General features: G+C 62.8%; 12 protein-coding genes. 4 read left to right on the plus strand and 8 right to left on the minus strand.

All coding sequences use genetic code 11. From position 1 onward, the window contains the following. Window positions 1-6 precede the first annotated feature (6 nt). From HBO19_RS09760 to HBO19_RS09775, 4 genes are read right to left on the minus strand one after another with little or no spacing between them, the layout of a single operon-like run. Window positions 7-1,134, minus strand: a complete 1,128-nt coding sequence (locus tag HBO19_RS09760) for an acyl-CoA dehydrogenase (RefSeq protein WP_170041494.1) — start codon at window positions 1,132-1,134, stop codon at window positions 7-9. A gap of 9 nt (window positions 1,135-1,143) precedes the next feature. After that, on the minus strand, window positions 1,144-2,337 hold the full coding sequence (locus tag HBO19_RS09765) for an acetyl-CoA C-acyltransferase (protein WP_170057401.1): 1,194 nt from the start codon (window positions 2,335-2,337) through the stop codon (window positions 1,144-1,146). Window positions 2,338-2,349: 12 nt separating this feature from the next. Then, window positions 2,350-3,117, minus strand: a complete 768-nt coding sequence (locus HBO19_RS09770) for an SDR family NAD(P)-dependent oxidoreductase (protein ID WP_170057402.1) — start codon at window positions 3,115-3,117, stop codon at window positions 2,350-2,352. 21 nt (window positions 3,118-3,138) lie between these two features. Beyond that, window positions 3,139-4,791, minus strand: a complete 1,653-nt coding sequence (locus tag HBO19_RS09775) for an AMP-binding protein (RefSeq protein ID WP_170057403.1) — start codon at window positions 4,789-4,791, stop codon at window positions 3,139-3,141. Between the two features lie 255 nt (window positions 4,792-5,046). On the opposite strand from HBO19_RS09775, the gene HBO19_RS09780 reads away from it, so the two are divergent. From HBO19_RS09780 to HBO19_RS09795, 4 genes are all read left to right on the plus strand, one after another. After that, window positions 5,047-5,940, plus strand: coding sequence for a bestrophin family protein (locus HBO19_RS09780; RefSeq protein WP_170041497.1), 894 nt, complete (start codon window positions 5,047-5,049; stop codon window positions 5,938-5,940). A 75-nt stretch (window positions 5,941-6,015) separates the two neighbouring features. Beyond that, on the plus strand, window positions 6,016-7,074 hold the full coding sequence (locus tag HBO19_RS09785; RefSeq protein WP_170057404.1) for a tetratricopeptide repeat protein: 1,059 nt from the start codon (window positions 6,016-6,018) through the stop codon (window positions 7,072-7,074). Between the two features lie 142 nt (window positions 7,075-7,216). After that, complete coding sequence (locus tag HBO19_RS09790) at window positions 7,217-8,719, plus strand: ATPase domain-containing protein (RefSeq protein WP_169952490.1); 1,503 nt, start codon at window positions 7,217-7,219, stop codon at window positions 8,717-8,719. After that, window positions 8,716-10,386, plus strand: a complete 1,671-nt coding sequence (locus HBO19_RS09795; RefSeq protein ID WP_170057405.1) for a response regulator — start codon at window positions 8,716-8,718, stop codon at window positions 10,384-10,386. The genes HBO19_RS09790 and HBO19_RS09795 overlap by 4 nt, the downstream gene beginning before the upstream one ends. Window positions 10,387-10,459: 73 nt before the next feature. On the opposite strand, the gene HBO19_RS09800 is transcribed toward HBO19_RS09795, so the two are convergent. From HBO19_RS09800 to HBO19_RS09815, 4 genes are all read right to left on the minus strand, one after another. Continuing rightward, window positions 10,460-10,837 carry a response regulator gene (locus HBO19_RS09800; RefSeq protein ID WP_029290496.1) on the minus strand — a complete coding sequence of 126 codons (378 nt, stop codon included), beginning with the start codon at window positions 10,835-10,837 and terminating at the stop codon, window positions 10,460-10,462. Between the two features lie 78 nt (window positions 10,838-10,915). Further along, window positions 10,916-12,109: a hybrid sensor histidine kinase/response regulator gene (locus tag HBO19_RS09805; RefSeq protein WP_169952496.1), complete on the minus strand. Its 1,194-nt coding sequence runs from the start codon at window positions 12,107-12,109 to the stop codon at window positions 10,916-10,918. Beyond that, entirely contained in the window at window positions 12,103-12,708 is a 606-nt protein-coding gene (locus HBO19_RS09810) for a chemotaxis protein CheB (RefSeq protein WP_170057406.1), read from the minus strand. Before HBO19_RS09810 ends, HBO19_RS09805 begins: the two co-directional genes overlap by 7 nt. Further along, window positions 12,705-13,520 carry a protein-glutamate O-methyltransferase CheR gene (locus tag HBO19_RS09815; RefSeq protein WP_170057407.1) on the minus strand — a complete coding sequence of 272 codons (816 nt, stop codon included), beginning with the start codon at window positions 13,518-13,520 and terminating at the stop codon, window positions 12,705-12,707. Before HBO19_RS09815 ends, HBO19_RS09810 begins: the two co-directional genes overlap by 4 nt. Window positions 13,521-13,531: the final 11 nt, after the last annotated feature.

Consider the following 13,531-nt stretch of genomic DNA (forward strand, 5'->3'; position numbering starts at 1 on the left):
TCCTCTTCAAAGATTGCGCGAAATGACCATGCGCTGAATATCACTGGTGCCTTCATAAATCTGGCAGACCCGCACATCACGGTAGATCCGCTCCAGCGGGAAGTCGCTCAGGTAACCGTATCCGCCCAGGGTTTGCAAGGCGGCAGAACAGACTTTCTCAGCCATTTCCGAGGCAAACAGCTTGGCCATGGACGCCTCCACCAGCGCAGGCTTGCCGCTGTCGCGCAGGGCGGCGGCGTAGTGCACCATCTGCCGGGCCACGGCGATCTGGGTGGCCATGTCCGCCAGGCGAAACGCCACGGCCTGATGCTCGATCAGCGGCTTGCCGAAGCTTTCCCGCTCGCGGGCGTAATCACGGGCCGCTTCAAACGCGGCGCGGGCCATGCCCACCGATTGCGAGGCAATGCCCACGCGACCGCCCTCAAGGTTAGCCAGGGCGATTTTGTAACCTTCGCCCTCCTCGCCCAGGCGGTTGGCGACCGGCACCTTCACATCCTCAAACAGAATCTGGCAGGTGTCGGATGCATGCTGGCCAAGCTTGTCCTCGACCCGCGCGACGGTGTAGCCAGGCGAGGCGGTGGGCACGATAAACGCGCTGATCCCACGCTTGCCGGCCGCAGGATCGGTCACGGCAAACACAATCACCACCCCGGCGTTCTGCCCGGAGGTGATGAACTGTTTGCAGCCATTGAGCACGTAGTGATCGCCCTCCAGGCGCGCGCGGGTCTTCAGGCTGCTGGCATCGGACCCGGCCTGGGGCTCGGTGAGGGCAAACGCACCGAGCATCGCGCCGCTGGCCAGGGGCTTGAGGAATTGCTCTTTCTGCTGGTCATTGCCGAACTTGAGGATGGGCACGCAGCCCACCGAATTGTGCACGCTCATGATGGTCGAGCAGGCGCCATCACCGGCCGCTACTTCTTCCAGGGCCATGGCATAGGCCAGGTACCCAGTGTCGCAGCCGCCCCACTGTTCCGGCACGAGCATGCCGAAAAAGCCCAGCTCGGCCATCTCAGCGATAGCCTCCCTGGGGAAGCGATGCTCGCGGTCCCACTCGGCAGCGAAAGGTTTGAGCCGCTCCTGGGCGAATTGCCGGGCCGCGTCGCTGATTTGCAGTTGTTCGTCATTGGGCAACATATAGCTTCCTTAATCCAGGCACTCGACGGCCATGGCCGTGGCTTCACCGCCGCCGATGCAGATGGCGGCAACGCCGCGCTTGAGGCCCCGCTGGCGCAGCGCCGAAAGCAGGGTCACGAGGATCCGCGCACCGGATGCGCCAATCGGATGCCCCAGGGCGCACGCGCCACCGTGGACGTTGACCTTGTCGTGGGGGATTTCCAGCTTGCTCATGGTCACCAGGCTGACCACGGCAAAGGCCTCGTTGATCTCGAACAGGTCGACGTCACCCAGGCTCCAGCCGGTCTTGCTCATCAGCTTGCGAATCGCCCCCACTGGCGCCACCGGGAACAGCCCCGGCTCATCGGCAAAGGCCGCGTGGCCGTGGATCACTGCCAGGGGCTTGAGCCCGCGCTTTTGCGCTTCGGACTGGCGCATCAAAAGCAAAGCCGCCGCACCGTCGGAGATCGAGCTGGAGTTGGCCGCCGTCACCGTGCCGCCTTCGCGGAACGCCGGCTTCAAGGTGGCGATCTTGTCCAGGCGCGCCTTGGGCGGCTGCTCGTCGTCAGTGATGGTCTTTTGTTCCTTGCCCACGGTGACCTGCACCGGGACGATCTCGGCGCTGAAACGCCCGGCACTGATTGCCTGCTGCGCGCGGGTCAGCGAGGCAATGGCAAAGGCATCCTGGGCTTCGCGAGTAAAGCCATTGGCTTCGGCACAATCCTCGGCAAAGGTGCCCATCAGGCGGCCCTTGTCATAGGCGTCTTCGAGGCCATCGAGGAACATATGGTCCAGGACCCGGCCATGGCCCATGCGGTAGCCGCTGCGCGCACGGTCCAGCAGGTAAGGCGCGTTGGACATGCTCTCCATGCCGCCTACAATCACCACCTGCACGCTGCCGGCCAGCAGCGAGTCATGGGCGAGAATCGTCGCTTGCATGCCCGAACCGCACATCTTGTTGAGGGTGGTACAACGTGTCGATTTATCCAGGCCGGCCCCCAGCGCCGCCTGGCGTGCCGGCGCCTGGCCGAGACCTGCGGGCAGCACGCAACCGAACAGCACTTCATCCACGGCGTCGTGGGCGATACCGGCGCGCTCGACGGCGGCGCGAATCGCGGCGGCGCCCAGTTGCGGCGCGGTCAGGCTCTTGAGTTCGCCCTGGAAGCCGCCCATGGGTGTACGTACGGCGCTGACAATAACAATCGGGTCGTGGAGCTGAGTCATGACAAATCCTCCTTACTTGGCCGCCATGCGCAAGGCACCGTCAAGACGGATCACCTCGCCATTGAGCATGCTGTTTTCAATGATGTGCCGGACCAGCGCGGCGTACTCGGCCGGCTTGCCCAGGCGTGGCGGGAACGGCACACCGGCGGCCAGGGCATCGCGAACTTCCGGGGTCATGCCGGCCATCATCGGCGTTTCAAAGATGCCCGGGGCGATGGTCATCACGCGGATGCCGAAGCGCGCCAGTTCACGGGCGGCCGGCAGGGTCAGGCTGGCAATCGCGCCCTTGGACGCCGCATACGCAGCCTGGCCGATCTGCCCGTCGAAGGCCGCCACCGAAGCGGTGTTGATGATCACGCCGCGCTCACCGTCGGCATCGGCCGGGGTTTCGGCAATCGCCGCCGCCGCCAGGCGCAGCAGGTTGAAACTGCCGACCAGGTTGACGTTGATCACCTGGGCAAAGCTGGCCAACCCATGCGGGCCGTTCTTGCCGAGGATTTTCTCGCCACGCACCACGCCTGCGCAGTTGATCAGCCCATGCAGGCCGCCAAACGCTGCAACCGTTGCTTGTACTGCCGCTTCGGCGGCGGCTTCCTGGCTGATATCCGCCACCACGCTGCGCGCCGGCGCGCCCAGCTTTGCAGCCTGGGCTGCCACGGCGTCGGCGTTCAGGTCCACCAGCATCACCTTGGCGCCCGCCGCCACCAGCATCTGGGCAGTGGCCGCGCCGAGGCCCGAAGCGCCACCGCTGACCATAAATACCTTGTTTTCAATCTGCATCATTGTTTCCTTGAAGAGGGATCAAGCCGTGGTCGCTGCCTGGACCTTGGCGATTTCCTGGTTACGCAAAATAAACCGTTGCAGCTTGCCGCTCGGGGTCTTGGGCAAGTCGCTGACAAATTCGATTTCCCGTGGGTAGGCGTGGGCCGCCAGGCGCTTGCGCACATGCTGGCGCAGTTCCTCGGCCAACTCGGCGTTGGCGCGGTACTGGCTGTTGATCACCACGAAGGCCTTGACCAGTTCGGTGCGCTCGGCGTCCGGCTTACCGACCACCGCAGCCTCGATCACTGCCGGGTGCTCAACCAAGGCGCTTTCCACATCGAACGGCCCCACGCGGTAGCCGGAAGTGGTGATCACATCGTCACTGCGCCCGACAAAACTGATGCTGCCATCGGGGTTCAACTCCACGGTGTCGCCGCTCAAGTAGTACTTGCCGACGAAGGCCTTGGTCTTGACCCCGTCGTAGCCTTCGAACCAGCACATGGGTGACTGCTCGCGGTCGATGGCGAGGATGCCCGGCTGGCCGGCGGGCAATTCCTGGTGGTTGTCGTCCAGCACCACGATGCGGTGCCCCGGCGAGGCGAAGCCGGCCGAGCCGACATGCACTGGGTGTTCCAGGCCGTGGTGGTTGCACAGGACCATGCCCAGTTCGGTCTGGCCGTAGTGGTCGTGGATAGTCACACCCAGGTTATCGGCAAACCAGCGGATCACTTCCGGGTTCAACGGCTCGCCAGCGCTGCTGACAATGCGCAACCGGCCCTTGATCGAGCGCGCGAACTGCTCGCCACCGGCGATCAGCAGGCGGTAGGCCGTGGGCGAGCCGGTCAGGTTGGTGATCCCGTATTTGTTGATGACCCGGCAGGTGCTTTCCAGGGTGAACGGGCCATCGTAGAAGGTGATCGGATGCCCCATGGACAGCGGCCCGGTCACACCGAAGTAGATGCCATAGGCCCAGCCCGGATCGGCGACGTTCCAGAACGCATCTTCGGGGCGCAGGTCCACCGCGTCACGGGTGTAGCTCTGGAACGCGACCAGGGCCTTGAGCGGCACGGCCAGGGCCTTCGACGGGCCGGTGGTGCCAGAGGTGAACATCAGCAGGAACGGATCGTCTGCGCCCAGCAACACCGGTTCGCACACATTCGAATAGTTGGGCAGCTCGGCCCAGAAGCTGAAATCGCCGCGCACAATGCCTTCGCCCTTGGCGCCGGCCACGGTGACGATGGTCGGGCAGTCGGTGACTTCGGCCAGCTTGCTGCGGTTGACCGCGTCGGTCACCACCAGCGCCGCGCCGGAGCTGTTCAAACGGTGTTCGATGGCCTTGGGGCCGAACGCGGTGAACAGCGGCTGGTAGACCGCGCCGATGCGCCAGGTGGCAAGCACCGTCACCAGCAATTCAGCAGTGCGCGGCAATAGGCCGGCCACCTTGTCGCCACGCTTGACGCCCTGGGCCAGGAGGAAGTTGGCCAAACGCGCGGCCTGATCCTGCAACTCGCTGAAGGTGACGGTGGCGCTGCGACCATCCTTGCCCTCCCAGAACAAGGCAATGCGCCCCGGCAGCACGTGCCGGTCACAGCATTCGACGCAGGCATTGAGCCCTTGCAGGTGGCCGGCCAGTGCGGCCTCGACGGTTTGCTGGTAGTTGAACTGGGTGGTCGCAGCCAAATAATCGCGCATCGTGGCAAATCCCTGTGTCTTTTGTTGTTTTGGGGGGCGTGCTTTTGCGGGGTGAAGCTGCGCAAATAGTGGCGCCAGAGCGGCGCATGGACAATGGTCAAAGCTTTCAATGTGGCTGACTGGTTTGGCCAATGGCGCCGTGGAACAAACCGTTGGGTCATAGAGGCCAACAATCAGCCGGTCAACCCAAGCGATTGGACGCCCCGCCCACTAGCTTCTAATCTGAGGGCCTGCGCCACCGAAGAAGCCCCCTCGATGATTGTTCGCCCCAAACCCAACCTGTTCGGCATCCTGTTCTCCCTCAAGGGCTCGATTGCCAAGCGCATTGCCCTGCGCAGCCTGCTGGTCACGCTGCTGGCCTCGGTGATCGTGTTGGTGGAAACCCTGCACCCGGCCTATTTCTCCAAGGTCAACGCCACGCCGTTCACCCTGCTGGGGCTGTCGCTGTCGATCTTCATGAGTTTTCGCAACAACGCCTGCTACGACCGCTGGTGGGAAGGCCGCAAGCAATTGGGGCAGATGGTCATTGAAATCCGCTCGCTGATCCGTGAGAGCCAGGTTTTTACCCTGCCCGGCGAGCGCGAAGGCCTGTTGCGCGGCCTGTGCGGCTTTGCCCACGGCCTGGTGGCGCGCCTGCGCCTGGAAGACGAAGCCAGTGCCATCAAACCGTGGATCAACGTGGAACCCCGCCACCCGAACCCGCCCGACCGCATCCTGCAAACCCTCGGGGCCCACTGCTCGGACGCCGCGCAACAGGGGCGGATCAGCGACTGGCGCTACACCCAGCTGGAAACCCGCCTGGTCGGCCTGAGCCAGGTACAGGCTGCCTGCGAGCGGATCAAGAGCACGCCGCTGCCCTTTCCCTACACCTTGCTGCTGCACCGCACCATCTATCTGTTCTGCATCCTCCTGCCGTTTGCCATGGCCGAGCCCCTGGGCTGGCTAACGCCGATTTTCACCGCCATTGTCAGCTACACCTTCTTTGGCCTGGATGAGATCGGCGACGATCTCGAAGACCCTTTTGGCTTCGATGAAAACGACCTGCCGTGCAATGCCATCGTGCGTACCCTGGAGCGGGAGATCCTCGCGGCTCTCGGCGAAACCACCCTGCCGGCGCCCCTGGAGCCCGTGGACTACGTGCTGACGTGACACAGGTTTGACACTCGTCGGTGTCTGACCGAAGCTGACCACTTTGCACTAGCTGCCCAGCTTTCGGACGCCTGCATGTCAAAGTCACGCCGTTACGCGATCATCGGCCTGAGCGCCCTGTTGTTTGTCGTACTGATCTTTTGGTATTTCTCCCGCACCCCCAGCGTGTCCGTCCCGCCGGCTGTTGCCCACGGTTACTCCAAGGCCCTGAAACAGGCACATAACGGCGAGCCTGGCGCCGCGCGCGTGTTGTATCAGCAACTGGGCCGGCCGGACCTCTCCGACATCCGCCGCGCCGCCCTGCACGGCGAATTGCACAACTACCCAAGCCCCCAGGCCTTGAAGCTGGCGGACAAGGACCTGAGCCACGAATCCCCCCTGGTGCGCCAGGCGGCCATCGCCAGCATCGTCGGCCTGGTGCCCAGCGGCCAGCGCACCCTGTTGCTCGGCCCATTGCTCGATGATGACGAACAAAGCGTACGGTTTGCCGCCGCCAATGCCCTGCTGGGCCTGTCGCCCGACACCCTGGGCCTGTACTTCGGCCCCTTGCAACTGGTGCTGGATGAATATGTGAAGTACCTCAAGGCCCAGCCTGAAAGCCCCGAAGGCTGGATCCAGCTGGCACGCCTGTACATTCACAGCGCCCTGCTGCCCGAGGCGCAACATGCGCTGGAACAGGCATTGCGCCTGGATCCGCAGAACCTGCCGGCAGTGGTCGCGCGCATCGAGCTGCTGGACAAACAGGGCAAGGTCGATGACTCGCGCCAGGTGCTCGCCACCCAGTTGCAAGCCCACCCCGAGTCAGCCTACCTGCAACATGCCCTGGGCATGTGGCTGCTGCACCATGGCGAGCGCGAGTACGCGCTGCTGGGCCTGTCCAAGGCGGTGGAGCTGGAACCCGACAACCAGGATTACCGCTACGACCTGGCCACCACCCTGCACGACCAGGAGGAACTGGAAGCCGCCCAGCGCCAGTTGGAAGAAATCGTCCAGCGCCACCCGGCCAACCGCAAGGCGCGGGTGCTGTTGATCAACTATTGGAAAGAAAGCGGCCAGTTGCAGAACGTGCAGGTGCTGTTGGCCCAGCTGGAGCAGCAAAACCCGGACGATCCGGCCCTGCAACAAGGCCTGTGACGCGCGCCAGGCATTGAAATCTGTGGACTGCCTTGCACAAAAACAAGAAAACGTTGAACCGCCCCACAGCCCAACGGTCAAGTGAATATGGCGCGCCTTGACCGGCGCGCCCTTCAACTTATACGTGACCCGAGGGCACTTCTTGTCTACATCCAAAGAGCTGTTCACAGCAAAGGCGGCCACCGGCATCGAAGGTCTTGATGACATTCTTGCCGGGGGGCTATCGCGTAGCCATCTGTTCCTGCTCGAAGGTGAGCCCGGCACCGGCAAGACCACCGTGGCCCTGCAGTTTCTCCAGGCCGGCGCCAAGGCCGGGGAACGATCGCTGTATATCACCCTGTCGGAAACCGAGCGCGAGCTGCGCCAGGGCGCCAAGTCCCACGGCTGGGACCTGGATGAGCACATCCATATCTTTGAACTGACCCCACCTGAAAGCCTGCTCAATGCCGAGCATCAGCAAAGCCTGCTGTACTCCTCCGACCTCGAGCTGGGCGAGGCCACCCGGCAGATCTTCGAGGTGGTAGAACGGGTCAAGCCCACCCGCGTGGTGATCGACAGCCTCTCGGAAATCCGCCTGCTGGCCCAAAGCTCGTTGCGCTATCGAAGGCAGATCCTGGCGATCAAGCACTACTTTGTGCGCTACGAAGCCACCGTGCTGCTGCTGGACGACCTGACCACCGAATCACTGGATAAAACCGTACACAGCGTGGCCCACGGGGTAATCCGCCTGGAAGAACTGACCCCCAACTACGGCGCGGAACGGCGCCGGGTACGGGTGGTGAAGTACCGTGGCCAGAAGTACCGTGGGGGCTTTCACGACTTCACCATTATGGAAGATGGCGTGCATGTGTTCCCCCGCCTGGTGGCGGCCGAGCACCGCAGCGGTTACAGCCGCCAGACCCTGACCAGCGGTATTCGCGAGATGGATGCGCTGCTCGGCGGCGGGATCGAGACCGGCTCCAGCACCCTGATCCTCGGCCCTGCCGGTACCGGCAAATCCTTGATCTCGATGATCTTCGCTGCCGCAGCAGTGGCCCGTGGCGAAAAGGCCGCGCTGTTTATCTTCGATGAAGAGCTGGGCCTGCTGTTCGACCGCATGAAAAACATGGGCATTGACCTGGCCGCCCTGCAAGCCACCGGCAACCTGCTGATCGAGCAGGTGGATGCCGCCGAGCTGTCGCCCGGCGAGTTTTCCCACCGGGTGCGGCGTTGCGTGGATGAGCGCCAGATCAAGACCGTGGTCATCGACAGCATCAACGGTTACCAGGCAGCGATGCCTGAGGAAAACGCCCTGGTGCTGCACATGCACGAGCTGTTGCTGTACCTCAACCGCCGTGGCGCAGCGACCTTCATGACCGTGGCCCAGCACGGCCTGGTCGGCGACATGCAAGCGCCGGTGGATATCACCTACCTGGCAGACACGGTGATCCTGTTGCGCTACTTCGAAGCACTGGGCAAGGTACGACGGGCAATTTCCATCATCAAGAAACGCACCGGCAGCCATGAATCGACCATCCGCGAATACCGCATCGCCAGCCGTGGCATGACCATCGGCGAACCCCTCGAAGCCTTCCAGGGCGTGCTGCGCGGAGTGCCCACCTACATGGGTGCCGGCAAGCCGCTGCTCAAGGATGAGAGCTTGTGAGTAGCCTGCCGGCCGTTTCCGAGCGCGCGATCATTCTCGCGCCCTTGGGACGGGACAGCTCGCTGGCGCTGATGATGCTCAACGAGGCAGGTTTCAGCGGTATCGCCGCCCCCAACCTGCCCATGCTCTGCGACGAACTGGAACAGGGCGCGGGCCTGCTGATCATCGCCGCCGAAGCCTTGCACGGGGTCGGGCTGGAACCGCTGCTGGACTATCTGCACCAGCAGCCAGCCTGGTCGGACCTGCCCATCGTCCTGATGACCCACCATGGCGGCACCGAACAGAACGCCTCATCCCACTTGAGCGCCAGGCTGGGCAACATCACCTTACTGGAGCGGCCGTTTCACCCGGTGACGCTGATCAGCCTGGTGACCACCGCCCTGCGCGGGCGCCGACGGCAATACGAAGCCCGCGACCGCCTGATCGACCTGAGCCAGAGCGAACTGCGCCTGCAACGCACTCTCGAAACCCTTGAACAACAAGTCGAAGAACGCACTGCGCAACTGCGCAGTAACGAAGAAGCCTTGCGCCAGTCACAAAAAATGGAAGCCGTGGGCCAGTTGACCGGCGGTATCGCCCACGACTTCAACAACATGCTTACCGGGATTATCGGCAGCCTCGAACTGCTGCGCCGGCGCCTGGCCCGGGGCCGCCTGGACGACCTCGACAGCCTGATCGACCTGGGTGTGACCTCGGCCAACCGCGCCGCCGGCCTGACCCACCGCCTGCTGGCGTTTTCCCGCCGCCAGTCGCTGGACTCCAAGCCGGTGGAGATCAACCAGTTGGTGACGTCCATGGGCGAATTGCTGCAACGCAGCCTCAACGAAAGCATCGTGCTGGAGATGCAATTGAGCGGGCAGCTGTGGACCGCCGAAGCCGACCCCAATCAGCTGGAAAGCGCCCTGCTCAACCTGGCGCTCAATGCCCGCGACGCCATGCCTGACGGCGGTCGACTGGTGGTCGAAACGCGCAATCGCCACCTCGATAACGTGTTCACCGCCGCCTACGGCACCCTGACCCCGGGCGACTACGTGGAGCTGAACGTCAGCGACACCGGCTGCGGCATGCCGGAAAACGTGATCAGCCGCGCCTTCGACCCGTTCTTCACCACCAAACCCATCGGCCAGGGCACCGGCCTGGGCCTGTCGATGATCTACGGGTTCGCCCGCCAGTCCCGTGGCCATGTGATCATCCACAGTGAGGTCGGCAAAGGCACCACGGTGAGCCTGTTCCTGCCCAGGTTTGTCGGTGAAGTCACTGCCGATGCCCCGCAGGACCCGGCATTGCTGCCGTTTGCCAACGCCGGCGAGTGTGTGCTGATTGTCGAGGATGACCCGGCGGTACGGGTGTTGGTGAGCCAGGTACTGAGTGAGCTGGGCTATGCCTTTGTCGAGGCGGGAGATGCCGACAGTGCGCTACCGATTATCGAATCCAGCCAGCGCATTGACCTGATGATCAGCGATGTGGGCTTGCCGGGCATGAACGGCCGCCAATTGGCGGAGATCGGCCGGCAGATCCGTCCGGACCTGAGGGTGTTGTTCATTACCGGCTATGCCGAGCACGCGGCGGTGCGCGGCGGGTTCCTGGACCCGGGCATGCAGTTGATCACCAAGCCCTTTACCTTCGACCTGCTGACGGCGAAGGTGCGGGAGATGATTCAGGCCTGACATGCGGGGGCATTTGCAAAAAACGCTCCCGCGTCGCTGCACGGTCAGGGCCTGCCAGCGCGAGCCTGAAGCCTCAGGCCAGCAGCCGCTGGATATGCTCATGCAGCGTATCCAGATCAAACGGCTTGGCCAGGATCGGCGCGTTACGGGTGATCGGGCTGTTGCAGTCGAGGATCTCCTGCGGATAACCGCTGATAAAGATCACCTTCAATTCCGGCCGCAGCTTGATCGCAGGCTCAGCGATCTGCACCCCGGAAATCCCGCCAGGCAGTCGATAGTCAGTCACCATCAGGTCCAGGTGCGGCTTGGAAGCGAGGATTTCGAAAGCCTGCTCGCCGTCGATGGCCTTGAGAACCCGGTACCCAAGGCCCGCGAGGTACTCGCCCAGCACGAACATGATCGACTCGTCATCCTCGACGATCAGTACAACATCTTGCGCATCTTCACTCATGGGAAGCCTTTGTCCGGTCAATTGCTGCTGATACGACCATAGGGTCACGCAGAGGTTGCGTCGGGGTGACGATTGATTTCACGCCCCGGCCCCCAGGGGCAGGCACACACGGAACAATGCGCCCTCTCCTATCTGGCTCTCGACTTCAATCGTGCCGCCGTGGGCCGCAACGATCTGTTCGGAGATAAACAGCCCAAGGCCAAGCCCGGCCACCGCATGGTTGGCCGATACGCGCTCGAACTGCTGGAAAATCCGCTTCTGGTTGTCTTCGCTGATACCGATCCCGCGGTCCCGGACTTCCACCCTGGCCTCGCCATGTTCGGCATACACCCGTACCGCCACCGGGCTCTTGGCGCCGTAGCGCAGGGCGTTGGTCAACAGGTTGGACACCACCTGCTCGATGCGAAACTCATCCCACTTGCCCTCCACCGGCTGCGGCGCATCCAGTTGCACCGACGACTCGGCCGCCGCCACTTGCGGGGCAAAGTTCTCCAGCAGGTTACGCACCAACTGCGCCAGGTCGAACTGCCCCGGGCGGATCGACAGCTTGCCGGTGCGGATCCGCGACACATCGAGCATGTCTTCGATCAAGCGGATCAGGCTCTGGATCTGCCGTTCATCGCGATCGACCATGGCGTGCATCTTGTCCAGGGTAAAGGCAGCGGCGTTGTCCCGAGCCAGGTGCATCTTGCGCAACTGGGTCTCCAGGATCAGGCCGTTGAGGGGCGTACGCACCTCATGGGCGACGATGGACATGAAGTCATCGCGCATGCGCACCGCCTGCTCCAGCTCGGCCTGGGTCGCCTGCAGGCGGTTGAGCAACAACTCCTGCTCGCGCCGGCTTTGCTCCAGGGCTTCGACCTGCTGCTTCATGGCCTTGCTCTGGCGGTGCAGGTCGACGAATACATTGACCTTGCTCTTGACCGCGTGGATGTCCAGGGGCTTGTGCAGGAAATCCACCGCGCCACTCTCGTAGCCCTTGAAGGCGTAATTGAGCTCACGACCGGCGGCACTCACAAACACGATGGGAATGTTCTTGGTCTTTTCGGTACCACGCATCATCTCGGCCAGTTCGAAGCCGTTCATGCCGGGCATCTGCACGTCGAGAATAGCCATGGCGAACTCATGCTCGAGCAGCAGCGACAAGGCTTCGTCCGCGCTCAATGCCTTGTAGACCTGGCGGTCCTCGCGCTTGATCAGTGCCTCAAGGGCCAGCAGGTTTTCCGGCAGATCGTCGACGATCAGCAGTTTGGCCTGGATAGTACTTAACATGGGGAAGATTCCAGGGAAGCCAGCAAAGCGCCAATCCGGCTCAAGGTAAGAATTTGGTCAGGTGCATGCAGCGCCAACGCCGCCTTGGGCATCACCGCCACCCGGGCCTCGGCAGGGTCCTGGACCACGGTGGTGCCGCCACGCAGCTTGACGTGGGCCAGGCCACGCGCGCCGTCCTGGTTGGCGCCGGTCAAAAGGATCGCCAGCAGATGCGGGCCATAGGCATCGGCGGCCGACTCGAACAGATAGTCAATGGCCGGGCGTGAGTGATGCACGCGCTCTTCCTGGCTCAAGGACAGGCTGCGGTCCTGCTCCACCGACAGGTGGTAGCCGGGGCCGGCAAAATACAGGGTGCCGGGCTGGATCATCTCCTTGTCCCGCGCCTCCACCACATGCATTGCCACGCGCCGGTCAAACACCTCGGCCAACTGGCTGCGCCGCTCATCCGGCAGGTGCAGTACGGCAATGATCGGCAGGTCGAACCCAGGCGCCAAGGCCCCGAAAATACTCAGCAACGCCTCGACCCCACCGGCGGATGCGCCAACGACAATGGCTTGGATACCCGACACACGGGCCGGGCTGGCAGTTGCTTGGTTCATGATTTGCGGTAGATCCGTTCTTGCTTGACCAAGGGTTCGAATTGCTTGCTGTAGGCGGAGAAATCCAGGGTTTCCTTACTGCCCAGCACCAGGAAGCCGCGATGACACAGCGACTCATGAAACAACCCAAACGCCCGATCCTGCAATTTTTTATTGAAATAAATCAGTACGTTACGACATGAAATTAATTGAGTTTCCGAAAATACGCTATCGGTCGCCAGGCTGTGGTCGGCGAACGTTACGTTCTCGCGCAGGGTCTTGTCGAAGATCGCGTAATCGTAGGCTGCCGTGTAGTAGTCGGCAAACGAACGCTGCCCTCCGGCCTGCTGGTAGTTGTGGGTGTAGGCACGCACGTTTTCCAGGGAAAAGATCCCCTGCTTGGCCTTCTCCAGGGAAGTGGGGTTGATATCGGTGGCGTAAATGATAGTGCGTTCCAGCAAGCCTTCCTCGCGCAGCAGGATGGCCATCGAATACACCTCCTCCCCGGTGCTGCAGCCGGCGATCCAGATCTTGATCGACGGGTAGGTCTTGAGCAGCGGCACCACTTCCTGGCGAATCGCCAAAAAGTGCGATGGGTCGCGAAACATCTCGCTGACCGGGATGGTCAGGAACTGCAGCAACTGCATGAATGCCGTGGGATCGTGTAGCACCCGCTCCTGCAAGGCCGAGATGGTCTTGCAGTCGAACTGGCGCAAGGCGTGGGCCACACGGCGCTTGACCGAAGCCCCGGAATAGTCGCGAAAGTCATAGCTGTACTTGAGGTAAATCGCCTCGATCAGCAAGCGCAGTTCAATATCAGTACTTCGATCCACTTAGTGTATTT

The sequence above is a fragment of the Pseudomonas sp. WS 5021 genome (assembly GCF_012985535.1).
Lineage (GTDB): Bacteria > Pseudomonadota > Gammaproteobacteria > Pseudomonadales > Pseudomonadaceae > Aquipseudomonas.

Bases quoted from the DNA above. Each gene is read 5' to 3' on its own strand.
- HBO19_RS09760 (WP_170041494.1), bottom strand. From the start codon at position 1,134: ATGTTGCCCAATGACGAACAACTGCAAATCAGCGACGCGGCCCGGCAA.
- HBO19_RS09765 (WP_170057401.1), bottom strand. From the start codon at position 2,337: ATGACTCAGCTCCACGACCCGATTGTTATTGTCAGCGCCGTACGTACA.
- HBO19_RS09770 (WP_170057402.1), bottom strand. From the start codon at position 3,117: ATGCAGATTGAAAACAAGGTATTTATGGTCAGCGGTGGCGCTTCGGGC.
- HBO19_RS09775 (WP_170057403.1), bottom strand. From the start codon at position 4,791: ATGCGCGATTATTTGGCTGCGACCACCCAGTTCAACTACCAGCAAACC.
- HBO19_RS09780 (WP_170041497.1), top strand. From the start codon at position 5,047: ATGATTGTTCGCCCCAAACCCAACCTGTTCGGCATCCTGTTCTCCCTC.
- HBO19_RS09785 (WP_170057404.1), top strand. From the start codon at position 6,016: ATGTCAAAGTCACGCCGTTACGCGATCATCGGCCTGAGCGCCCTGTTG.
- HBO19_RS09800 (WP_029290496.1), bottom strand. From the start codon at position 10,837: ATGAGTGAAGATGCGCAAGATGTTGTACTGATCGTCGAGGATGACGAG.
- HBO19_RS09805 (WP_169952496.1), bottom strand. From the start codon at position 12,109: ATGTTAAGTACTATCCAGGCCAAACTGCTGATCGTCGACGATCTGCCG.
- HBO19_RS09810 (WP_170057406.1), bottom strand. From the start codon at position 12,708: ATGAACCAAGCAACTGCCAGCCCGGCCCGTGTGTCGGGTATCCAAGCC.